20 protein-coding genes and 5 pseudogenes are annotated in these 21,756 nt (G+C 46.0%); 13 read left to right on the plus strand and 12 right to left on the minus strand.

Annotation, left to right across the window (positions count from 1 at the left end):
* The first annotated feature begins 232 nt into the window (after window positions 1-232).
* The 9 genes and pseudogenes from UA76_RS00720 (at window position 233) to def (ending at window position 5,152) form a co-directional block, all read left to right on the plus strand.
* Complete coding sequence (locus UA76_RS00720) at window positions 233-544, plus strand: DUF6506 family protein (protein WP_047042170.1); 312 nt, start codon at window positions 233-235, stop codon at window positions 542-544.
* 47 nt (window positions 545-591) lie between these two features.
* Entirely contained in the window at window positions 592-1,125 is a 534-nt protein-coding gene (gene lspA / locus UA76_RS00725) for a signal peptidase II (protein ID WP_238322115.1), read from the plus strand.
* 102 nt (window positions 1,126-1,227) lie between these two features.
* On the plus strand, window positions 1,228-1,692 hold the full coding sequence (locus UA76_RS00730; RefSeq protein WP_047042172.1) for a GNAT family N-acetyltransferase: 465 nt from the start codon (window positions 1,228-1,230) through the stop codon (window positions 1,690-1,692).
* A gap of 192 nt (window positions 1,693-1,884) precedes the next feature.
* Entirely contained in the window at window positions 1,885-2,136 is a 252-nt protein-coding gene (locus UA76_RS00735) for a hypothetical protein (RefSeq protein WP_047042174.1), read from the plus strand.
* A gap of 131 nt (window positions 2,137-2,267) precedes the next feature.
* Complete coding sequence (locus UA76_RS00740; protein ID WP_047042176.1) at window positions 2,268-2,585, plus strand: antibiotic biosynthesis monooxygenase family protein; 318 nt, start codon at window positions 2,268-2,270, stop codon at window positions 2,583-2,585.
* 26 nt (window positions 2,586-2,611) lie between these two features.
* A pseudogene (locus UA76_RS00745) lies at window positions 2,612-3,432 on the plus strand (NAD-dependent epimerase/dehydratase family protein).
* Window positions 3,433-3,567: 135 nt separating this feature from the next.
* Complete coding sequence (locus UA76_RS00750) at window positions 3,568-3,924, plus strand: MerR family transcriptional regulator (protein WP_047042177.1); 357 nt, start codon at window positions 3,568-3,570, stop codon at window positions 3,922-3,924.
* 58 nt (window positions 3,925-3,982) lie between these two features.
* Complete coding sequence (locus tag UA76_RS00755; RefSeq protein ID WP_047042178.1) at window positions 3,983-4,372, plus strand: carboxymuconolactone decarboxylase family protein; 390 nt, start codon at window positions 3,983-3,985, stop codon at window positions 4,370-4,372.
* Between the two features lie 231 nt (window positions 4,373-4,603).
* On the plus strand, window positions 4,604-5,152 hold the full coding sequence (gene def / locus UA76_RS00760; RefSeq protein ID WP_047042179.1) for a peptide deformylase: 549 nt from the start codon (window positions 4,604-4,606) through the stop codon (window positions 5,150-5,152).
* Here the strand turns inward: def and UA76_RS00765 are convergent.
* A pseudogene (locus tag UA76_RS00765) lies at window positions 5,149-5,759 on the minus strand (CIA30 family protein). The gene def and the pseudogene UA76_RS00765 sit on opposite strands and share 4 nt — an antisense overlap.
* A 22-nt stretch (window positions 5,760-5,781) precedes the next feature.
* Window positions 5,782-6,048, minus strand: a complete 267-nt coding sequence (locus UA76_RS00770) for a DUF3081 domain-containing protein (RefSeq protein WP_047042181.1) — start codon at window positions 6,046-6,048, stop codon at window positions 5,782-5,784.
* Window positions 6,049-6,261: 213 nt separating this feature from the next.
* Here UA76_RS00770 and UA76_RS00775 point away from each other — a divergent pair, with 213 nt between their 5' ends.
* The gene (locus tag UA76_RS00775) at window positions 6,262-6,486 is read left to right on the plus strand and encodes a ParD-like family protein (protein WP_047042183.1); all 225 of its coding nucleotides are present in this window, start codon (window positions 6,262-6,264) and stop codon (window positions 6,484-6,486) included.
* Window positions 6,479-7,260 (plus strand): annotated as a pseudogene (map, locus tag UA76_RS00780) (type I methionyl aminopeptidase). Before UA76_RS00775 ends, map begins: the two are co-directional and overlap by 8 nt.
* A gap of 80 nt (window positions 7,261-7,340) precedes the next feature.
* Here the strand turns inward: map and UA76_RS00785 are convergent.
* Window positions 7,341-7,795, minus strand: a pseudogene (locus tag UA76_RS00785) (NUDIX domain-containing protein).
* Between the two features lie 223 nt (window positions 7,796-8,018).
* On the opposite strand from UA76_RS00785, the gene UA76_RS00790 reads away from it, so the two are divergent.
* On the plus strand, window positions 8,019-8,282 hold the full coding sequence (locus UA76_RS00790) for a DUF2999 family protein (RefSeq protein WP_047042185.1): 264 nt from the start codon (window positions 8,019-8,021) through the stop codon (window positions 8,280-8,282).
* A gap of 103 nt (window positions 8,283-8,385) precedes the next feature.
* On the opposite strand, the gene UA76_RS22760 is transcribed toward UA76_RS00790, so the two are convergent.
* The 3 genes from UA76_RS22760 to UA76_RS00805 form a co-directional block, all read right to left on the minus strand.
* A complete protein-coding gene (locus UA76_RS22760) occupies window positions 8,386-9,051 on the minus strand; it encodes a TVP38/TMEM64 family protein (RefSeq protein WP_238322116.1) in 666 nt (221 codons plus the stop codon).
* Window positions 9,052-9,082: 31 nt separating this feature from the next.
* Complete coding sequence (locus UA76_RS22165; RefSeq protein ID WP_162198929.1) at window positions 9,083-9,466, minus strand: DUF2141 domain-containing protein; 384 nt, start codon at window positions 9,464-9,466, stop codon at window positions 9,083-9,085.
* Window positions 9,467-9,659: 193 nt separating this feature from the next.
* Window positions 9,660-10,388 carry an SDR family oxidoreductase gene (locus UA76_RS00805; RefSeq protein ID WP_047042187.1) on the minus strand — a complete coding sequence of 243 codons (729 nt, stop codon included), beginning with the start codon at window positions 10,386-10,388 and terminating at the stop codon, window positions 9,660-9,662.
* Between the two features lie 87 nt (window positions 10,389-10,475).
* Here UA76_RS00805 and UA76_RS00810 point away from each other — a divergent pair, with 87 nt between their 5' ends.
* On the plus strand, window positions 10,476-10,973 hold the full coding sequence (locus tag UA76_RS00810) for a Crp/Fnr family transcriptional regulator (protein ID WP_047042189.1): 498 nt from the start codon (window positions 10,476-10,478) through the stop codon (window positions 10,971-10,973).
* Between the two features lie 104 nt (window positions 10,974-11,077).
* Here the strand turns inward: UA76_RS00810 and copI are convergent, their stop codons facing one another.
* The 6 genes and pseudogenes from copI to UA76_RS00840 form a co-directional block, all read right to left on the minus strand.
* The gene (gene copI, locus UA76_RS00815; RefSeq protein WP_047042190.1) at window positions 11,078-11,635 is read right to left on the minus strand and encodes a copper-resistant cuproprotein CopI; all 558 of its coding nucleotides are present in this window, start codon (window positions 11,633-11,635) and stop codon (window positions 11,078-11,080) included.
* Between the two features lie 84 nt (window positions 11,636-11,719).
* Window positions 11,720-14,844, minus strand: a pseudogene (locus tag UA76_RS00820) (efflux RND transporter permease subunit).
* Complete coding sequence (locus UA76_RS00825; RefSeq protein ID WP_047042192.1) at window positions 14,841-16,574, minus strand: efflux RND transporter periplasmic adaptor subunit; 1,734 nt, start codon at window positions 16,572-16,574, stop codon at window positions 14,841-14,843. Before UA76_RS00825 ends, UA76_RS00820 begins: the two are co-directional and overlap by 4 nt.
* Before the next feature lie 9 nt (window positions 16,575-16,583).
* Window positions 16,584-17,933 (minus strand): TolC family protein, encoded by a 1,350-nt coding sequence (locus UA76_RS00830; protein ID WP_047042200.1) that lies wholly within the window; start codon window positions 17,931-17,933, stop codon window positions 16,584-16,586.
* An 873-nt stretch (window positions 17,934-18,806) separates the two neighbouring features.
* On the minus strand, window positions 18,807-21,080 hold the full coding sequence (locus UA76_RS00835; protein WP_052771889.1) for a glycosyl hydrolase family 18 protein: 2,274 nt from the start codon (window positions 21,078-21,080) through the stop codon (window positions 18,807-18,809).
* Between the two features lie 56 nt (window positions 21,081-21,136).
* The gene (locus tag UA76_RS00840) at window positions 21,137-21,385 is read right to left on the minus strand and encodes a hypothetical protein (protein ID WP_047042193.1); all 249 of its coding nucleotides are present in this window, start codon (window positions 21,383-21,385) and stop codon (window positions 21,137-21,139) included.
* Between the last annotated feature and the right edge of the window lie 371 nt (window positions 21,386-21,756).

Raw genomic sequence — 21,756 nt, forward strand, 5'->3', positions numbered from 1 at the left:
GTTTAGATACAGAATATTTAAGCCAACATCTTATTAAGTGGAAAAACGACCATGCACCCAATGCAAAGATCCTCTATGAAAAAGTAATATAGCGAACTATCACATTCAAACTGACTGTATCCCTCTCATATTTCTAGGATGTAATCACTGCATTTATTTAGTACTGTATTAGTTCTAAACAGAATTCAGATAAATGAATACTTTCCACAATTTCGAGGCCAAGACGTCGAGTATGATTAACCAATATGGCTTTATTGTTAAAGCAGAAAATTATGATGATAATACAGATTCTGCCACTTTGAATACTTCCGGTTTTTCAACTCAAGTTGTTGGCGTGAGTAGTGATGAAGAGGCTATCGTAGCCGCTAGAAAGATGATAGAAGAAGGCATTCAGGTCATCGAACTATGCGGCGGCTTTGGCGAAGAAAGTGCTCAGTATGTTTCACGCAGCTTGGATACAGACGTGCCAATAGGCTATGTGACTTTTCATGATAACGAGCAGTTCAAACTGGATAAAATGCTATCTAGACAACAGGACTCTTAAACCTTTATCTGGGTAGCGACACATATTTAAACCGTCAAACGAACTCTGTGGGAAAATACAAGGAGGTATTAAAACATGAGATTTTGGACCAAATTACTGATCATCGTTTCCGTTTCTTTTTTAAGCGTGGGTGTGATCAGAGCACAAAAACACTCGCCTCTAATTACTTACCAAAGTTTCAGTTTGATAGTTATCTTTTTGACCTATTCCGGATCGGCTACGCCGAAAACACGGGTGCATTTCTCGGCATAGGAAGCTCACTGCCAAGTGAGTATCGTTATGGCGTTTTTATCATCGCCGTCAGCGTTGTTTTGCTTGGGCTTCTGTCATACGTTGTTTTGTCCAAGAGCATGTCTTCCGCTAGGGTTATCGCCTTTACTCTGCTCATTTCAGGTGGCGGCAGCAACTTGTACGACCGTATCGTAAATAATGGGGCTGTCATTGATTTTCTAAATATCGGACTGGGCTCTATCAGAACCGGTGTTTTTAACATTGCTGATGTTGCGATTGTTGTTGGAGGCATCATCCTCTTTTTCTCCAAGTCAAACGCACAACAAGGTCGTAGACACCCTTTGGCTTAATCTCTTTCACTCGCGTTTTATCATCAAACGTTAGTTTTGTTTTTAGCGGTAAAACGGATGTAATAAATCTACCTAACGAATGAGTACCTTCACGAGGATTACATGGACAATATTGTTATTTCAGAGCTACGGGATAGTGATCGACGTGATGTCTTTGATTTATTACAAGATGCGCAGACCATGCGCTTTCTTGGGCCTAGGCGGGCTTTGACGGAATCAGAATCTGAGAAATGGTTCATTAAAGAGCAACAAGCTGAAAGCCGGTTTGCTTTTCGTTTTATAGAGACCAATGAAATTGTCGGCTTTTGCGGAATTACGCTCATTGATGGCGAGCTCGATTTTGGCTATTTCATTCGTAGAAAATTCTGGGGCCAAGGGTTTGCAACTCTGATGTGTGAAATTACGATTCATAAGCTGTCTGAAGCTTTCGATCTAAGCCAAGTCAAAGTCTTTATCGCGAATGATAATGTCGGCAGCCAACAAGTTGCAAATAAACTTGGGTGGCCACGAAAGTGCGAAGCCGAAAGTGAGTTTGAATCTGGTCATCATTATCAAATACGTATATAAGTAGCGACTCAGCTCTAGCCTTCTGCACTTTTTGTCGAAGCAATATGTCTAACTTATTGGAAAATAATCAAATTACATACCGTCTTCTAGCCTCTTATTTGAATCGACTCGTAACTATTCAAATCATAGATCTCACTTATTGACTGTTGCTTTAATATGCATTGAGTTTTCCATTAACTCAGAGGAAAAAAGATGGCCCAAATGGCAATATCCAGTCACCTTGGTTGGCTAATCGTTCTTATTGGTACTTACCCTTTTCTTTTGGTTGGCTGCTGCATTTTTTTCTACGACGAGCAGCGTAAACGAATAATATTCGGGGTAAGCGTTGTGAGTTTTTTGCTCGCCGCGTATCTCATGTATATGCACATGCAGATAGAGATTGTCTTCGGTTGGGAGCTTCTCGAAGCATGGTACCGTGAGCATCCTGAAGACAGACCAAAATAGAAGTGGCGCTACAGTTTGCTTTGCTCACTCTTACCCAATCATCATACTAACTGACAGCCCAAAATTACTCATTTACGCACCACTATTGCAAGGTTTAACCCAATAGAAACCAAGCACGATAAGGAAAGCCAATGTCCCCAATTGCTCAAACTCCAGCTCCTCCGTATTACGCAGTCATCTTTACCTCTACGCGAACGCAAGGTGATCAAGGCTATGGGCAAGTTGCTCAAAGGATGCTTCATTTGGCTGAGCAAGAAGAAGGTTTTCTCGGCGTTGAATCGGCGCGCGAAGACGTTGGCATAACCGTCTCTTACTGGTCAGATTTAGAATCGATCAAAAAATGGAAGCAAAATGCAGAGCATATTGAAGCTCAAAAAAGTGGCAGAAAATTGTGGTATGAGTCTTTCAAAGTTCGCATTTCGCTTGTAGAGCGAGACTACGGACTTTAGGCCACTCCTCACAAAAAGATTTTAACATGAATATACTTATTGCCGGTGCTACTGGCTATATCGGCAGCCACGTCGCTTCCCTATTTCGTAGCAAACTATTAAACATTTTTACCTACAATCGAGAAGGGCAAGTAACCAATCATACTGAAAGTTCCTCATCTCCTTCAGATTACTTCCACGGTTACTTCGACGTCATTGTAAATTGCGCGCGACCACATTGGTCTGCGCATTCACCAGATGAAATTGCAACCATCGAGCAGAACCTACTTGAACAGCTGGATAAACTAGCTGCTGTTAACGCAACGAAGATCCACACATCTGGGGTATGGCTGTTTGGTAACGCAAGCCGTGTTGAACTCGAAACGTTTAAACTAAGACCACTCAAAGCCGTGCAACCCGATGTTAAGACGATTCACAAAGCCCTGTGCAATGGCTGGAGCATCGTATACTGCCCTAGCCTTGTCTACGGTGGTGCTAACTGCCAACTCAAGAGAATTATCGAATCACTGCCACTAAGAGCTTTGCAAGTTGCCATACCAAGTGATGGATATAACCAGTACGTTCATGTGCAGGATATTGCGACGTTTTATCTACGGCTTGTTCATAACCAGCCAAAACCAGCGCAGTACTTTATCGCCGAAAACCATGCTACAGCCCCAAAGCGTTCGCTCAGCTCCTACAAAGTGTCGATGCTGTTCGCACCGTCACCGAAGTCTCTTGGCAGGAATATGAATCAAAGCATGGAGAACCAGAAACAGAAGTAGAACGGTTAAATCTGGAGCTTCCCATCAGCCAGTACTTTAAACCTAGCAATTCGATTAAACGGTATATTGAAGAGTCTCTATGACGGTCGCAATAGGCATGACTAAACTCACCTCACACACAAAGAGCAAAATAATGGCCCTCTGAATATCTTCTGGTTAGGGTAACTTCGTCTGACCATTTACTTAACTACAAGGCTCATTTGATTTGGAAGTACGACATGAACATGAAACAGTTTTCGGAATCGGTCGGGCTCTCTGCCCATACACTCCGCTACTATGAAAAGATAGACTTACTGAAAAACATCCAAAGAAACTCCAGCGGCCATCGAGTTTATACGATTCAAGACCTTCATTGGATTGAGTTTGTAAAACGGCTTAAAGAGACCGCCATGCCATTAGACGACATCTTAGCGTATTCGAAGTTAAGAGAAGCAGGTACAGACACTTTAAAGAGCCGGCAAGCAATACTAGAGAAACATCAAGCGACTCTTCAGCAACATATCGCCCAACAACAATCACACTTAAGCGCGCTAGAAAATAAAACTAGCTTGTACAAAGCTGGAAAAGTTCGTTGACTTAGAGTCGACTCTAACTTGTATGCTGTTGAAACACACTCATGCAAGGATTCAGTTAATGAAGCAATCACGATTCGAGAGAGGATTAGAACGACTCACCCAAATTGACGGCGATGCAGGCCAAGCAGTTATTGAAAGCCTACAAAGCATATGCCCTGACTTAGCAAAATACACCATCGAGTATCCTTTTGGTGATATCTATTCAAGGGATGGGCTAGACCTGAAATCAAGAGAAATCGCGACCATAGCAGCCCTCACCGCGATGGGTAATTGTGCCCCACAACTAAAAGTTCATCTTCATGCTGCGTTAAACGTCGGTTGCACCGAGGAAGAAATCAAAGAAGTCATACTACAAATGTCTGTTTACGCTGGCTTCCCATCGGCACTAAATGGCATGTTTGCTTTCAAAGAGGTACTGGAACAAAGGGGGCAACAAAGTTCGACATAAGAGGCCCCTTTTACTCATGACCCTACGAGGCCACTTTAGAACCATATCAACTCTAGGGTGGTCTGTATGCTTCGTGATGAGCTTATTAGACACATCGAATAAACAATAATAATAGCTACCACCTCTTGTCAGATTAACCTTACGAGGGTTTGCGCCTTTCTTAGGCTTGTGATACTCATATCACCACTCAACATTCCCCTTAGCGCAATCCTTTACCAAATGAGGCATATCATGCAGAGCAACGAACAGACGACCAAACCCGATATTGCCCAACTAGGTCATCCAGTTCTGAGACAAAAAGCCAACGAAGTCGTCGATATTCTATCTGAGGAGTGCCAAGTATTAATCAACGAGATGATAACAACCGTTGAACAAGCCAATGGCGTTGGAATTGCCGCACCCCAAATCTACCAAAGCTTGCGAATTTTCATCATGAGCTCAAAACCCAATGCACGATATCCTGACGCCCCAGATATGCCAGTCACTGCGGTGATTAATCCTGAGATCGTGGAAGCCAGTTCAGAAGTGGAAAAAGGATGGGAAGGCTGCTTGAGTGTACCAAGTATGCGTGGTTTTGTTCCAAGGCACAAAACCATAAGGGTTCGTTATTTCGATCAGCAAGGCCATCTTCAAGAAGCGGTGTTTACCGACTTTCTTGCAAGAGTATTCCAACACGAACTCGACCATTTAGACGGCATCACATTTGTGGACAGACTTGAGACCACAAAAGACCTCATCAGTGAAAGCGAGTGGTATCAACAATTTGTGCCTCAAGCTTAATGCTCACTTGAACGGGCACCAAACACGACAGAGTCTACATTCAAAGCAAACGGGCCTGCAGTCTTGTCGGCAATCAGCAGCCCTAACTGACGGATGTCGGTTGCAACAACCTTGGGTGCCTCAATCAAGCGGCCTCGAAAAACCGCTTGGAAGTTCTCAAAGTGAAACGTTCTCGTCGTCCGCTCTCCACGCACCGTTGCAAAATCATGTTTGTAGCGGGTCAAATTACCTTTGTTCAAGGTCATTAATCTGAGCTGATATCGACGCCCATCACCAACAAACGTTGCAGTCACGCTGTTTACGTTAGCAGGAAGGGATTCAACTTCACGATTAATCGAGCTAAAACCGCCATTGTTTTCCAATGAAATTAAGCCTGTGAAGACACTTGAGTATCCGTCATAAGTAAGCATTCCTTGCGAAATGCCCCCATCACATTGTCATTAGTAGCACGCCAGTTTTGGTGCTCGTTAGGTTGTGTAAGATCAATCATTACAGTCCCTGCCATGGTTGCGGGAATAAGTGCGAGAGAAACCGTAAACACAAGTAAAAGCGTCGAAAGTTGCGTGGCCAATTGGTTAAGAATTCTCAAGCAATGCTGTTCGTTCATTTTAGCGACGAGTCTCTGTTTACTACTGAAGCGGCTTGGAAGCCGTGAGTGCCAAACACTGCTTAAGGAAGACGGCATAGTTTGAAGCATCTTTATACTCAATTTTAAGAGACCCATGGAACATCAAGGTAACGGTGACATCTTTGTACCCTAACCAACAGGTGTATCCATCATAATCATGCCACGCTGCCATTTCCCCAATCATGTATTTGCTTTCTGCACGTTCTCCGGTTTCACGAATCGCATCAAACACTCTGAGAAATTGCATGATGGTTAGCCTGTTCTCCATACTTGTCTCCTGATTGCTATGAACTATAAACTTCAGATCAATATCGTTTAGCAATATTATCGCAGGTTTGCTTTATGTCTCTGTTGCTATACGTTCTTGTTGCTATACGTTTTTGTTAGAAAGCACGATCATATATCTCGTCCTCCCCCACCTCTTGCCAATTATCTTCCAATAAAATACACTTCGTATACGTTTTGTATATATTGTATATCTATGGGTATTGTTAAAATTTCTGAAGAGCTACATGAAGAGCTCAGAAAAGCCAGTGGTGCGATGCACCGCTCTATCAACTCTCAAGCAGAGTTTTGGATCAAGATCGGCATGATGGCTGAACTGAATCCAGAGTTAACCTTCAATGAGCTGGTCGCTGAGCTGTTATCTTCCGCATCGGTCAGTGCAACCAACATTAAAAGCAATCAAGAGGCGCCCGTTGAATAACTCAGTAATGATAAAATCAGAAGCTGAAATTGAGCTGATGCGCGAGTCTGGCAAACTGCTTGCTCAGGTATTCGCAGCGCTAGACACGTTTGTGAAACCTGGCGTTTCTACCATGGAAATCAACGACTTTGTAGAGAAGTACATTGTTGAAGAGCTGCAAGCCCGCCCGGCAAGCAAAGGGCAGTATGATTATCAATATGTGCTCAACTCATCCATCAACGAGGTGGTGTGTCACGGCATTCCGAAAACGACTGAAATCTTGAAGCCAAAAGATATTATCAACCTAGATATCACGTTGGAAAAGAGTGGTTTTATCACTGATTCCAGTAAAATGTATGTGATGCCTGAAGCCTCCAAAAAAGCCATTAAGCTGGTGAAGAAAACCTACCAAGCGATGTGGGAAGGGATTAAACAAGTCAAACCCGGTGCTAAACTCGGTGATGTAGCAGTGCCATTCAACGTTTTGCAGAATCCAATGGCTACAGCGTGGTACGCGAGTACTGTGGGCATGGCATTGGACGAGAGATGCACGAAGAGCCGCAAGTGCTGCACTACGGTAAACCAAACCGAGGCCTGACTTTAAAAGAAGGCATGACTTTCACCATCGAGCCGATGATTAATCAAGGCACCGAAAAGGTGAAAACCAAAAAAGACGGCTGGACAGTTGTCACGCGAGATAAACTTCTTTCGGCTCAATCTGAACATACCATTTTGGTCACAGCGACCGGTTATGAAGTGCTGACCCTCAGAGCAGAAGAGTCAGCTAATCGATAATGGTTTTGAGTGCGAGGCGATCTCTCGCTTGCACTCCAAGTCATTCATTTCTTCAAAGATCGATGACTGGTTCAAAGTCACTACTTTGACATGTTTACTTTAAATAGTGGATTGATCGGCTTATCGACAAAGTATGCCCAAACATGACGAAACGCTTCATGCTGGTTTGGAAATGGAGAAAGATCAATCGCTTCTTCGAGAGTGCACCACTTGTAGTCTGTATGTTCATCGTTTAGCGTCACCGGTTGGTTTGGCGGACATAAAACGGCAAACACTGGGATCAGTTCAATGACATTGGCATTGGCTTCATAGAACTTCTCCAAATATTGCGCGTTATAGAGTTCAGACACGTCAATATCGGTTTCTTCTTTAAACTCCCTTACCATGCTTGCCAACCCAGCTCCCCTTCTTCTACGCCACCAGCGCAATGACACCAATAGCCGCCTTTTACTCGTTTCATGAGTAGCATCTTCATTTCGCCATCAACTTCCGATAGCGCCACTCCAGCAACATATGAAGTACTAAATGGGATCATAACTATTTGTTCCTTCGATGATATTTATGACGAGACACTGTTTATCCTAATACGAAGGATACGTATGTCTAGACTTGTTTCGACTGTCTACTGTCGCAACAATCGCCAGCATCTCGAACAACAACCCCGTCTCAACAAACAACGAGTGCTGACATTCTCCATAGGCTAGTGCTAGACTAAGCCCATCAAAATAAGTACTTAATTAGAACACAAAGGGAATATCATGAACCCAATTCTGGCACTGTTAAAAGAGAACAACGTAAGTGACGAGCAAATCCATGCTCTATTCGAAACACTGACGCAAAACCCTCTTGCTGCAATGGCAACCATCGGTCAATTAGGCTTACCACAAGACAAACTGCAGGCGCTAATGGCTCAAGTCATGCAAAACCCGGCGTTGATTAAAGACGCAGTCGATGAGCTAGGTTTAGATTTCTCGAAAGTTGAAGCGGCTAAAGAGCAGCTTAAGAACCAACAAGGTCAGTAAACCTACTCGGTTTAGAACCTATTCAGTTTATAAATAATTAAAGAGCGCCTAAATGGCGCTCTTTTTATTCTCAATTCCCTAAATCTTTCGAGTCGCCTTGTACTTAGCTCATCTGAGTTCGATTAAGCTTAACTCTTCTGAAAATAGCCCAACCCAACCAGAGTGTTCCCGTCAGCATGGCCGCTGTAATTAAAGCAGGCTTGGGGTCATTGATGGTACTGATAGACCCTGAGTAAGCAGCAATGATGCAATACGGCAACGTGCTCATCAGCCACGCCGAAATAAATCGCGAGAACTTCATACCTGTTGCTCCTGCCAAACACGCTGTCACTTCAGGCAGAATCGGTACAGCGCGACTTAGCAATATCATCCCAAAGCCGTTATTTGTGAACGCCTGCTTTGCATCTCGAACCTTCTCTTCATCTTTTATTAAAAAGTTAAGCACCGCATCCCCATAGCGCCACCCTAAGCCGTAACCAGCCACGCCTGCCAAAGTCATTCCTGCTATTGCGGAAAGTGCTCCATAACCTGCTCCTAGAAAGAATCCCGACAAAATGGTGACCGTCAACGTAGGCATGGCAATGACGATATCAGCTAGCAATAACACTACCGTTAAGCTACCCACATATAGCGGTGATAGGCTTTGCGCATAAGTGAGCCAGTCCTCTATCTGCTCGACACTCAGAACACCCAACACCTTGAGTAGAATAAAGGTTGAGGCAAACACGGCGCCAATAATCAACATGGCTTTAATTAAGGATTTCATCATCCTTCTCCTTATGGATAGATCATTTCAATGGTTAGGCCAGAAAGAACTTCGCTGCCCAGAATTTTCGAGCGCTCATAGGTTGCGCGCCCGATAGAGTGACCTTCTGCTTGTTCGAGAAGCCAAGCCCTTCCGCCGGATAGATACCCGTCCAGTTCTTAGTAACTTTTCCATCTTCGTCTTCATCGTGAAGTACTTTGATCGCTAACTCTTGTTGAACGATGGGAAACTCAAACGTCATTTCACGGCCAGATACTTTTCGAACTTGTCGTTGAAGCGCCAAATCATGTTTCTTGGGAAACCCTTCCTCTGCCAAGATAAACACGATTAACTTTCCACCTCTTTCCTGTTCAATACCCGTTACGCGAATCTCTGCCATACTAATCTGTGTTTGCTTCCCAGTTTGTTGGTGATTCATTTCCTTTACTCCTTTATCTCCGGTGGCACTGTTTCCTAACGGGATCTCTTGCGCATGACCAACTGCTGCCAAGCTGCAAGTAGCCAGACTCAAGCAAAGCGCCAAATACTTTTTAAAACTGAGGTGCCTTTCCAAATTGAAGGATCTTGTTACGTTCTTCGGATGCCTTAAAGTGCTCATATTCACACCTCATTTACGCACGTTTCATCATGTTGAAGGCGACTGATGGTACAAGTCGAATCAACCACCTAAGCAGTCGAACCTTGCCGATGTCGTTATCTAATACGCCATTTTCCACCCCATTCAACAGAGCGTTAGCGGCACTGATAGGCGTGAGCTTGCCTTGGCCCCTTCCGTCGGTCATCTTGGTTTGAACCAGTGGCATCATGGCTTGCATCACTTTGATATTGCTGCCTTCCAGTTGATACCTAAGCGACAACGAGAACGCGTTCAATGCGCTTTTAGTCGCGCAGTAAACTGCCGAAGACGTTTTCGGTGCCAGTGCTAAGCCTGAATTGACGTTCACAATCGCCGATTCTCTCGCTTGCTTTAAGGCAGGAAGCAGCAAATAGGTTAGGCTGCATATGGATGTAAAGTTAGTGGTAATCTCGTCGCTGATCGTATGGTACGCAAAGTCGTCACTAGTAAATGCCGGCGTATACTGAACCGCAGCATTATTTATTAGCACATCGATTTTAGGGTGCGTCTCGAGAATTTCGCTTGCTGCCCATTCCACTTGCGCCATATCGCTCAGATCAACCTGATAAGGAATCACTGAGTACTTTTCCTTCAACTCGTTGAGCAGCGAAGCGTTTCGCCCTAACACTATGACTTCATTTCGTTGACTTAGGGACTTAACAAGCTCCAATCCAATCCCAGATGTGCCGCCTGTTACAATAATTACTCTGTTTTCTAGCTTCATACACTTCTCCCCTACCTAGGTATGCCTTAAGCTAGAAATGACTTTAGGGAATCAAACAACGTTGATCGTTAACTTGGGTTAAAACGAATGGAATTTTCGGCATTTATTGATAAAGAAGGACAAATCGTCCGCAAGGATACAGGCGAGCATGTGTTTATGCAGGGTGATAACGATTCATCGCTCTATTTGATTAAGCAGGGTATCGTCAAAGCCTATTACGTGACAGATGAAGGGCAAGAGAGAGTAAAGTCCTTCTTGACCGAAGGCGATGTCATCGGCAGTACAGCAGCTGCATACCAAAAACAGCCCACTTCATTTGGCTTAGTTTGTTTGGAGCCGACAACGTTGGTCAAATTCAGCTTCGAGAAGCTACACAACGCAACATTAAAGAATCATCAGCTCGCCAACGAACTGATCGAGTTCTTATTGCAATTTGCGATGAAGAAGGAAGGTCGAGAGCGAGAGTTGCTTTGCTTTTCAGCCGAGCAGCGCTACCAGAACTTACTGAAGAACCAACCAGAGTTAGTCGATAGAGTTACACAGAACGACATTGCCCGTTACCTAGGCGTAACCCCTGTGGCTTGAGCCGAATAAAGAATCGTCTGCTGTAGCCGTAACAGCCCAAAGTTACAGAGCATATGACACAGACCGTGTGCCTACCCTTTCAGGTAGGCACATATAACCGTTAATTAAAGTTTAATCTGTTTCCTCATTCCAGCTTCGTAGTGGCCTGGAATGTTACAAGCGAACTCAACTTCACTTTCTCCATGGAAATGCCAAAGCAGCTGCTTCGCCTTTCCTGGCTCTACCGTTACTGCATTGCCTGAATCATGCATATGGTCCCCTGACATTTCTTTCATCATCTCGCGATGCTCTGCCATTTCCGCTACTGAGCCAATGGCAAATTCGTGGTCAATTTTGCCCTTGTTCATTACAACAAATTGAACCACATCATTCGGTTCGATTTTGATATCACGAACAAAGTTAATCGACATATCGTCGTTAAGCACCACGTGGACAACTTTGTCCGGCTTCGCCCCTGTCGCCGGCATGCCTACCGCAGACATTCCTTCCATTTGCATATTGGAATGATCCATTTTGCTGTGGTCCATCTTAGAATGGTCCATGCTGCTGTGATCCATCTTACTGTGGTCCATATCGTCGTGATTCATGTGTGAGTGGTCAGAGCTTGCAACCGCAATACCAGTGGTCATAAGTAGGCTGAGTGCTAATACTGAATATTTCATCTTAATTTCCTTTTTTAATCTGTTATTTTTTAATCTGTTAATAGGCCGAGCATATATTCCTCGGCCACTATTTAGGTGTGTCTGTTATTGGGATTGAACTTCGCGAAGTTTCCAGAGTTTGAAAATGGCGGGGATCACCACCAGCGTGAGTATCAGCGCAGAGGCCATTCCCCCAATCATTGGCGCAGCAATGCGCTGCATCACTTCTGAGCCAGTCCCTGCACCGTACATAATCGGAATCAAGCCAATGATCACCGTGAGATCGGTCATCACCACAGGACGAACACGTTGCCCTGCGCCTTCGCGAACGGCTTCGATAAGGTCTTGCCGAGTCAACTGTTTAGCCTTCTCTTGAGCTTCTAATTTCTTGGCATGCCAAGCTTGATTGAGGTACACAAGCATCAGCACACCTGTTTCAACAGCCACGCCCGCTAGCGCAATAAATCCGACGCCAACCGCAATTGAAAAGTTGTAATTGAGGTAATACATCAACCACAACCCGCCTACCATGGCGAGAGGCAAACTCAGCATGATAATGGCGACCTCTCCAACTCTTCGGAAGCTGAAATAAAGCAGCAACATGATGATCGCGATTGTTACGGGAATGACGATACTCAAGCGCTCTTTGGCACGCTCCATGTATTCATATTGACCAGACCAAGTGATCGAGTAACCCGCAGGCAAGCTAAATTGCTCTGCGACCACTCGCTGAGCTTCTTCCACATAAGAGCCCAAATCGCGACCTTGAATATCGACAAATATCCAGCCATTAGGACGCGCGTTCTCGGTTTTGATCATCGGCGGGCCATCTTCATAACGAATATCAGCCACGTCAGCCAACGCAATTCGAGCGCCATTCGGCGTTACTAAAGGCAAGTTTTGCAGCTTAACCACGGAATCACGATAGTCCTGCGGGTATCGAACATTGATTGGGTAGCGCTCCAGCCCTTCTACCGTCTCTCCAACTTTCATACCGCCCACGGCCGTGGTAATCACTTGTTGAACATCACTGATATTCAGGCCGTAACGCGCGGCAGCTCGTCGTTTAATATCAATCGTCACATAACGACCACCTGCAACACGCTCTGCGTATACCGAGGCAGTGCCCGGAATGCTGTTCAGCAGAGGCTCTAGATCCGCGCCAATATCTTCGATGACCTCTAGATCTGGACCTGCGATTTTAATACCTATTGGGGTTTTGATACCGGTTGCCAGCATATCGATACGGGTTTTAATAGGCATTACCCATGCGTTGGTCAGCCCAGGGAATTGAATCAGTTGGTCAAACTCACGGCGCAAGGCCTCAGTAGTGACGCCGTCACGCCATTGATCACGAGGTTTCAACTGAATCACGGTTTCAATCATAGTGAGTGGAGCAGGATCTGTTGCCGTTTCTGCGCGTCCAACCTTGCCCCAAACCGATTCTACTTCCGGTACGGTTTTGATCAGTTTATTGGTTTGTTGAAGCAGCTCTCTTGCTTTACCAATCGACACACCTGGGAAGGTGGTCGGCATATACATGAGATCACCTTCATCTAATGGAGGGATAAATTCACTCCCCAACTTACTTGCTGGATAGTAAGCCGATGCCATAAGTCCCAATGCCAACACCAAAATTGTTTTAGGGTAGCGTAAGCTCACGTTCAACAATGGACGATAAAGTGCAATCAAACCTCTGTTCACTGGGTTCTTCCGCTCTGGTAACACTTTGCCACGAATAAAGTAACCCATCAGCACAGGTACAAGTGTGATGGCAAGGCCCGCCGCTGCGGCCATTGCATACGTTTTAGTAAAGGCCAATGGCGAGAACATCTTCCCTTCTTGGCCCTCCAATGCGAATACAGGCACAAAACTTAACGTAATGATAAGCAGTGAGAAGAACAGCGGCGCCCCCACCTCTTCGGCCGCCTTACTGATGACCTGCCAGCGGTTTTTGTCAGTTAAAGGGGTTCGTTCAATGTGTTTATGAACGTTTTCAATCATGACAATGGCACCATCCACCATGGCACCAATCGCTATCGCGATGCCGCCAAGAGACATGATGTTGGCATTCACCCCTTGCCAGTGCATCACAATGAAGGACATCAGAATACCCACAGGCAAGCTGATGGCGATAACTAGCGTTGAGCGCATATGGAACAGAAACAGCCCACAGACAACGGCCACGACTAAAAACTCTTCAATGAGCTTTTTCCATAGGTTTTCGACAGCAGAGTCAATAAGCTTGGAGCGGTCATAGGCAGTGACAATCTCAACGCCATCCGGCAAGCTGCGTTGCAGTTCTGCCAATTTCGTTTTTACATTAGCAATCACTTCACTGGCATTCTCGCCGTAGCGCATCACAATCACGCCGCCTACCGCCTCACCTTCGCCATTGAACTCTGAAATGCCTCGCGCATTTGCGGCCCTAGGTTGATATCAGCGACATCACCGAGTAAAAGTGGTGTACCCGTAGCCGTGACTTTTAACGGCAGAGAGCGAATGTCTTCAACATCCGTTAAGTAGCCCGTGGTGCGAACCATATGCTCGGCTTCGGCATGCTCGATAACCGACGCGCCCGCCTCTTGATTCCCGTTCTTAATCGCCATGTTCACTTGTTGCAGCGTGAGGTCGTACGCGCGCAACTTAGCTGGGTCTATTTGTACCTGATATTGCTTCACCATACCGCCAACAGTAGCGACTTCAGACACACCATCAACCGTTTGCAGTTCGTACTTTAAGAACCAATCTTGCAAACTTCTCAGTTCGGCTAAATCGTGCTGCCCCGTTTTATCTTGCAAAACATAGTTGTATATCCAACCCACGCCTGTTGCATCTGGGCCGAGCGTTGGTGTCGCATTTGGCGGAAGGTTTGGGGCGACTTGGCTGAGATACTCCAACACCCTTGAACGTGCCCAATACATATCCGTATTGTCGTCAAAGATGATGTAGACGTAAGAATCACCAAAAAACGAAAAGCCTCGTACTGTTTCTGCACCCGGAACTGCCAACATCGCTGTGGTTAACGGATAGGTCACCTGATCTTCGACCACTTGCGGCGCTTGCCCCGGATAGCTGGTTTTGATGATGACCTGTACGTCAGAAAGGTCAGGTATGGCATCAACAGGCGTATTCTTCACACTGTATATACCACCTAAAATCAGAGCGATCGTGGCTAAGACGACCAAAAAGCGATTGTGGATAGACCAACGAATTATTGAAGCTATCATTGTTCGTCCTCACTCATTTTAAGTTGTTTGAGTACGTAATCAGCTCCTTGCTTTTCAACTAGAAAATCAACGGATTGCCCTTCACTAAACTCAGACAAGGCCACATCGGAATCTACATTGAAATTCATTTCGCCCGCAGACCATTGCCACTCTGGCACATCCGAGTGAGCTAATGTGACCATACCGAAGTCGGCCATCAAAAGTGTAATCTCACCCGATACCCAAAGTTCTTTGGTAAGCTTTGATTCACTGTTCTTAAAGTCGACCACTTCGTACATGCCACTTGGCGATTGCTGCATTTCAAATTCGATGGATTGCCCTACTTCGAAGTCTGAAGCGTCGATGTCGCTAGCTAGGTTGAAGTCCATGACCATACCCGGCCAGCTCCATTCGGGAACCGGTTGGTGGTTAATGGTTAACATGCCATGGTCTGCCATCACATTGGTGATTTCCCCTTGCGCCCATACCGTCTCGGCAGGCGCTTCCACGCCATTGATTCTCGATAGATCCGCCGACTGACTCGACTCTGAATCCAACATGAAATGCGCCGAAGTGACAATGCGGTCACCTTGCTCTAAGCCTTGAAGCACCTCAATCTTTTCGCCCGCCTCTCGACCAACTTCGATTCTGGCTGAACGATATTTACCTTCGCCTTCAGACAACACGACTCGAGTCATTCCGCCCGAGCGAATAACAGAAGAAGCAGGTACCGTTAGAACCTTATCTGGGGATTGGGGTTGCAATGCGATGTTAGCGAACATATTTGGTTTGAGATCGCCATTAGGGTTGTCGTAACGAAGGCGAACGCGCAGTGTTCGAGTATTGGGGTCAAGGATCGGATAGACGTAGTCCACCTCTCCAATCCACTCCTGCCCTGGAAGCGCATCGAGCCTCATTGTTGCCTTGCTACCTTGTGTTACCCAGTGAGCCTGCCTTTCAAATACTTCAGCATCTACCCACACGTGACTGAGTGGCCCAGCGCTAATCGCAGCTTGAGCAGGTGACAAATATCCACCCTCGCGAACATTCAAGCTGGCGATGACACCATCCGAAGGTGCTTTGATATCGATGGTTTGCGATGCTTTACCACGCTTTTTAATGGCGTTTATTTGAGACTTCTGAACCCCAAGCGTCAATAAGCGCTCGGTCGCCCCTTTTACTAAACCCGTTCGACCACTGTTGTATGCGTTGAGAAGCTCTTCTTGAGCCTTCACTAACTCTGGCGAATAAAGTGTAAACAGAGTGTCACCCTTGTTCACACGGTCGCCAATAGCATTAATGTTGAGCTTTTCTACCCAACCTGCAACTCGGACATTGGTTTGCCAGAGTTGGCTTTCATCAAAAGCAACATAACCCACGGTTTCAATTCTCGGAGAAAGGACCTCAAACTGCACTGCTGTGGTTTTTACGCCCAGATTGTTCTCAACCGCAGGGTCAATTTTGACAGTGCCCGGCTTGCTGTCTCCAGCTAAGTCATCTGCATAGACAGGGATCAAATCCATCCCCATTGGTGATTTACCCGGCTGGTCTCTTTGATAATTTGGATCCATGGGCGCTACCCAATACAAAGGCTCATCAGCGCCTTTTGTCTCAGTTGACTTGCTCATTTCAGTAGAATTGTTCATGTCATGAGAGCCATGGTTACTAGTCGTCCACTGACTGATACCAAAGCCTAGAGCACCGCCTACTAGCAAAGCCACCGCCGTCATTTTGTATGTATTGTTCATCATCATTTCCAATTATTTCGCTGGCTGTGCTTGCACAGGTTCGACACTGTATTCGTAGCCGACAAGGAGTGCGGCTAGATTGTTGTTAACCAAACTTAAGTCTGTTACGAGACGTTGATATTCAAGGGTTAAGGTAAGCTCAGTGATTGATGCTGAGATAACATCACCAAACTGCGCTGTGTTGTTCTGATACCCGCGTTCGACCGCTTCGGTTCGAGCGATAGACTGAGGAAGCAAAGTGGATTGATAGCGCTCAATGCGCTCGGTCAGATTAATGCGATCGTTGATCAAAGCATTGGCTTTTGCATTCATCTGGGCAAGTAGAACATCTCGACCTGATCTGACCGCTCCCACTTGGTACTGGGCAGCCGATAGGTTTCTGTCTTGGCGATTACCAGTGAACAAAGGGATGTCCATTGTGACATAGGCACTAAGCAGGTCAGAGGCAGGTTCGCCACGCATATTGTCGGCTTGACGATAGGCATACATCACCTCAACACCAAACTGTGGCGTGTAAGCCTGTTCTGCTAATTCAACTTGGGTTTCATTCGCGGCAATGGTCGCATCCGCCATTTTTACCATTGGGTGTTGGGTTAGAGCATCAAAATGCGAAGTACTGTCCAAGCTTGTAGTTAAATAATTATCTAGCTGAGACCAAGGCAACTGGTTGGAAGCTTCAAATTGGCTTTGATTAGATAACCACTGTTCACCTAACCACTCAGAGAGCTGGGAACGCAAACGCTGCTGCATTTGTCGATTGGTATGCAACTTCTCATCGTATTGACTCACGTTTAGCTGGGCATTGAGCAAATCTTGAGCTTCGCTTTTGCCAATGCCGTAATTGGTTTGGACAAACTTTTCCTGTTCAATGAGCAGCTTCTGCGTATTTTCTAAAGTACGTTGAGCCAGTTGCAGATAGCCCAGCTCTAACCAAATCTGAGTAATGTTACTCGCGATTTCTCGTTCTCGATTCTCCGCTTGAAGAACCATACCATCGGCTTGCTGATTAGCCTGCTTTTCTTTGAGTGTGGTCGTCGAACCTCGCTCAAACTGCTGCATGAGCCCAACCGATATGTTGGTCATTGGGTCATCATCAAACTTGAAACTATCCACTGGTAGACCACCAACGCCCATTTTGAGCTTTGGGTCCATCAAAGTGGCGCTAGCAATGCCCATCTCGCGCATCGCGTTGGACTGAGCTTGATATTGTTGGCGGCCTTGGTCTTGGTGCAGGGCCGCATTAATCAACTCATAAAGGGCTTGAGCTGATTGGGTAGGTGTCATCGTAGGATTAACTTCCGTGCTATGCGCCAACACTACTGTAGGGAGCATAGCCACACTGACAATCAATCCACCGGTCATCGGTGTAATGTTCACAATCTAATTCCATATTAGGCGCAATGGGTGCGCAAAATAGATTCCCGAATACATCCTGAGTGCTACGAGCACGGGATACAAAGGGGCTTTTTAGGTATGGCTTTACGACCAGCATTGAGCTGGATTTCAGCCAAATGGATTAAATTATGCGGAAGGTGGCCTTAAGAAGAGATTAGGACGATTACTGGTTTCACCAATGGTTAAAAATTGATGTAAAGCGAGAGTATGTGAAGGGATCAATACATCACTTTTGACCAGTAATGGATAGGAAACGCTAGAACAGACGGAGGTACAGCAGTTGTGCACTCCCTCGCCTTGAGAGCATGAATGTGCGTTGTGACTCGAATGAGCATGAACTTGCGAATTTTTATGCTGACATTGAGAGTCTAAGCTAACGTCAGTACTTGTCTGTGTGGCGACGTTAGTTGAGTGACAATCAGATTGACTTGGATTGGCCTGCCCACTCGAATGCTGCGATGTATGCATCGAATGCTCTAACATCATAAAATCCATCTGTGGAGCGCTTGAAACATACGTCGACATCAACATGGCAATCATGCTGATGGCGGTAATCCAAATTGTACGGATTTCATGTTTCATAATGTCGATGGGATTTCATGGCGCAATTTGCAAAGTTCTATTTACTATAGACCTTCACCCTAGGTTAAGGTCAAGTTAGAAATTTCCTTGAAAAGTCTAACTGGATTCTTTTTGAGCACTCTGCGAACCAAGTCAAAACATTACTGTTAGCCCGAGAATAGCGCGGTAACTGACTCATAGGCGACAAAAAAGGCCCAACATCTCATTGGGCCTTTCTCTGGTTCACTTGTACAAATACTTATCTTGAATAACTAGGTGTTATTTCAGTGATGCATTCAGCGCTTCACATTCAGCAACCGTGACATTCTCACCACAGATCGCTATTTGATGCTGAGGTTTCGAGTCTGCATTATCCACCACTAGGGTATTGCCAAGCACATGATTCACTGCATTAAGGTTATAGCCATTGTCTTGTTCTGCCATCCAGAAGAAGACGCCAGCTAAACCCTTATCTTTCGCATACTGAGTTTTCAATGCGGTGGTTCTTGGTGTTTCAAGCGTGATGAATGAACCAATACTTTCATTAACCAAGTAGTCTGCGTTCGAAACTTTGTCGGTATACAAACTGTAACCATTGCGCGGCTTCATGTCTTTGTCGAGATAGTTGGCAAACAGGTCGTACCCTTCTAATACACCCGCTTCCCAACTGCCGACACCCGCAATCCCGAGGATCATCTCAGCACCTGTGGCATTGATGTCGCCATAAGTGGTTGTGCCGTTTAAGCCGTTAGTGTATTCAGTGACATCACCCGGATTCATCGCACGAGAACGATGGTAGTTCGCCACACCTATCATCAGTTTGTTAGCTGGAATACCTAACCCCATCAGATAGTTAATGGTGAAGTCCGCCGATGTGTTAGCAGAAGAGCCTTGCGCATTCGGGTTAGTGTAAAGCGGCGTATGGTGGCTAAGTTCGCGCTCCCATGCCCCTGTCATATCGTACGTCATGGCATAGAGGCGATCCATGTATGGATGCACCACTGACCAATCGATCCGTTCAAGGCGACCTTCCCCAGCAGGAATAGCTGACGACAAACGATACTTCTTACCGGTTTTTTGAGTTAGCCAATCCATGCCTGCACGCAGCTCTTGAATTAGGGTTGCATAGGTTTCTGCATCATCTGGACGCGCCATACCTGCAACCGCACCGTCTGAACCTGGATACTCCCAGTCGATATCAATACCATCAAAATCAAAACGCTCTAAGAAATGGACGATGGAGTCGACAAACACTTTTCGTCTAACCGGATCAGAAGCCATCCATGGGAAGCCTTCAGACAACGTCCAGCCGCCAACCGACAGATCGAGTTTAAGCTGCGGGTTTTGTTTACGAAGTTCATAAAGAACACCAAACACGCCACTAACGTTTTGCGGCTCCAACTCATACATGCTTTCTGTGCCAATCACTGAGCCTTGTGGCGCACCAGGAATTTTACGCGAGAATGCCGCTTCAAAATCGGCAATGGCCATTGCGCCATCAGGAAGATTGCTTTGAGTACAGGTTCTCATCACAGCTGCAGGTGCGGTAGTTGGGAAACCGCCATCTTGCTCATTCTTCGCATCTGGGAAACAGATGCCTGCAAAACCATACACGATTCGATCTAAGTTTGTCGCAGGCAATTTCGAGAAGTCATATTGACGGCCGTAGATTGCCCAGTCGCCAATATAAGTCACCACTTCCGTGCCGGAGCGTAGTTCATACACGTTATGCTGATTAGCAACCGACCCTGGGGTGACTTTCGATACGCGCGCGCCACTGTCTGCCGACAAGCCACCATGATCACCACCGTTGTCGCTTGCAGGATCAATCCCACCCACCTTGCCAGTTTGGCTTGAAGGTTGGTCAGAGATGATCGCGCCATCAACAGCGCCCGTCGGGAATTGAGTGGTCACATTCGGATTGCCCTCAACTGGCTGAGGAACGCCGTAATCGATAGTATTTGGGATTTTGACCGGACATAAGAACTCATCAGGATAACCCACGACAACATATTGCTCACCGTAAGTCTTGTTGTCTGGCGCAATGCCATAAGTCTCTTTAGTCGCTTGCCATGCGACACCGTTATAATTGACCACAGAACCTTCACTGTAGATCTTCGCACTGTCCCAATCAGGTGCACAGAACGGGACATCTGGTACCTCAACGCCGCCACCGACATCGGTACAAGCTTGTAGTGTTGAACTAGACCAAGCACTTTCCCATGCCCAACCGACTCCCGGCTCGTAAGACGCAGAGCCCGATGAACACCAACCTGCTACATCACACTTAAAGTAACTACCTTTATGGGCGACGATACTGCTTGTGTCGTAAGTTGCGGTGTTATCAAAAGCAGGACAATCTCCCGCGACAACTTCACAAGCATCGCCAATGCCATTGTTATCGCTATCAACTTGATCTGGGTTTGGCGTTGTTGGGCAGTTATCGAACGAGTCTTCAATGCCATCGCCATCTTTGTCCAATGGTGGCGTGATCTGTTCACAGGCATCGCCAATACCATTGTTGTTGCTGTCTGCTTGGTCTGGATTTGGCACGGCTGGGCAATTATCAACACTATCTAGAATACCATCGCCATCTGTGTCCGGGTCGATTACTGCCGAACATACGCCCTCTTCGTTCCACGCATCTTTAAATGCCCAGCCTGTCGGCGGCGCATAAGGCCCACCGACGGAGCACCACCCCGCGACTTTACAAGAATAGCATTGCCATCCACTTGTACTGTATCACCAACTTGAAAGGTATTTGCTTCGTCGTACACTGGCACACTGCTGCAATCGTACGCCATTGCAGCGCTCGGGGCTAAGCCTACCCCTGCCAGCACTAATATCGTTTTTATCATCGTTTGATCCTTGTGATGAGTTGTGTAAACCCACAGGTGTCGCACAACAATCTTTCTAACAGGACGTCAGAAAGATAAGCCTTCATATCCAGTTCGCTCGTCAGCGACACTGTAAAATATCCCATGGCATCAATGCTCATTTATTGAGCAATAAAATAATAGGAGCTCAGATGCTTATGAATGAAACAAGCGGCGCAATCTCAAACGTTGTTCGAGTGACATCACGCAGAATGGGTAGGTAATTGAAGCTTAGTTGAAGTAGTTCCAGAGCAGAATTGAAACAAGATTAACCGCTCTCAAGAAACTGAGAGTCTAGACCAAAAGTTTATAGAAGATATGGCTATTAATATTCAAAAGGCTCCCATGTAGAC

The sequence above is a fragment of the Vibrio mexicanus genome, from assembly GCF_001012815.1.
GTDB classification, from domain to species: Bacteria; Pseudomonadota; Gammaproteobacteria; order Enterobacterales; family Vibrionaceae; genus Vibrio; species Vibrio mexicanus.

What these genes read in the sequence shown, in the direction of transcription:
- UA76_RS00720 (WP_047042170.1), top strand. Translation starts at nt 233, where the DNA reads ATGATTAACCAATATGGCTTTATTGTTAAAGCAGAAAATTATGATGAT.
- UA76_RS00730 (WP_047042172.1), top strand. Translation starts at nt 1,228, where the DNA reads ATGGACAATATTGTTATTTCAGAGCTACGGGATAGTGATCGACGTGAT.
- UA76_RS00735 (WP_047042174.1), top strand. Translation starts at nt 1,885, where the DNA reads ATGGCCCAAATGGCAATATCCAGTCACCTTGGTTGGCTAATCGTTCTT.
- UA76_RS00740 (WP_047042176.1), top strand. Translation starts at nt 2,268, where the DNA reads ATGTCCCCAATTGCTCAAACTCCAGCTCCTCCGTATTACGCAGTCATC.
- UA76_RS00750 (WP_047042177.1), top strand. Translation starts at nt 3,568, where the DNA reads ATGAACATGAAACAGTTTTCGGAATCGGTCGGGCTCTCTGCCCATACA.
- UA76_RS00755 (WP_047042178.1), top strand. Translation starts at nt 3,983, where the DNA reads ATGAAGCAATCACGATTCGAGAGAGGATTAGAACGACTCACCCAAATT.
- def (WP_047042179.1), top strand. Translation starts at nt 4,604, where the DNA reads ATGCAGAGCAACGAACAGACGACCAAACCCGATATTGCCCAACTAGGT.
- UA76_RS00770 (WP_047042181.1), bottom strand. Translation starts at nt 6,048, where the DNA reads ATGGAGAACAGGCTAACCATCATGCAATTTCTCAGAGTGTTTGATGCG.
- UA76_RS00775 (WP_047042183.1), top strand. Translation starts at nt 6,262, where the DNA reads ATGGGTATTGTTAAAATTTCTGAAGAGCTACATGAAGAGCTCAGAAAA.
- UA76_RS00790 (WP_047042185.1), top strand. Translation starts at nt 8,019, where the DNA reads ATGAACCCAATTCTGGCACTGTTAAAAGAGAACAACGTAAGTGACGAG.
- UA76_RS22760 (WP_238322116.1), bottom strand. Translation starts at nt 9,051, where the DNA reads ATGATGAAATCCTTAATTAAAGCCATGTTGATTATTGGCGCCGTGTTT.
- UA76_RS22165 (WP_162198929.1), bottom strand. Translation starts at nt 9,466, where the DNA reads ATGAATCACCAACAAACTGGGAAGCAAACACAGATTAGTATGGCAGAG.
- UA76_RS00805 (WP_047042187.1), bottom strand. Translation starts at nt 10,388, where the DNA reads ATGAAGCTAGAAAACAGAGTAATTATTGTAACAGGCGGCACATCTGGG.
- UA76_RS00810 (WP_047042189.1), top strand. Translation starts at nt 10,476, where the DNA reads ATGGAATTTTCGGCATTTATTGATAAAGAAGGACAAATCGTCCGCAAG.
- copI (WP_047042190.1), bottom strand. Translation starts at nt 11,635, where the DNA reads ATGAAATATTCAGTATTAGCACTCAGCCTACTTATGACCACTGGTATT.
- UA76_RS00825 (WP_047042192.1), bottom strand. Translation starts at nt 16,574, where the DNA reads ATGATGAACAATACATACAAAATGACGGCGGTGGCTTTGCTAGTAGGC.
- UA76_RS00830 (WP_047042200.1), bottom strand. Translation starts at nt 17,933, where the DNA reads ATGACCGGTGGATTGATTGTCAGTGTGGCTATGCTCCCTACAGTAGTG.
- UA76_RS00840 (WP_047042193.1), bottom strand. Translation starts at nt 21,385, where the DNA reads ATGATAAAAACGATATTAGTGCTGGCAGGGGTAGGCTTAGCCCCGAGC.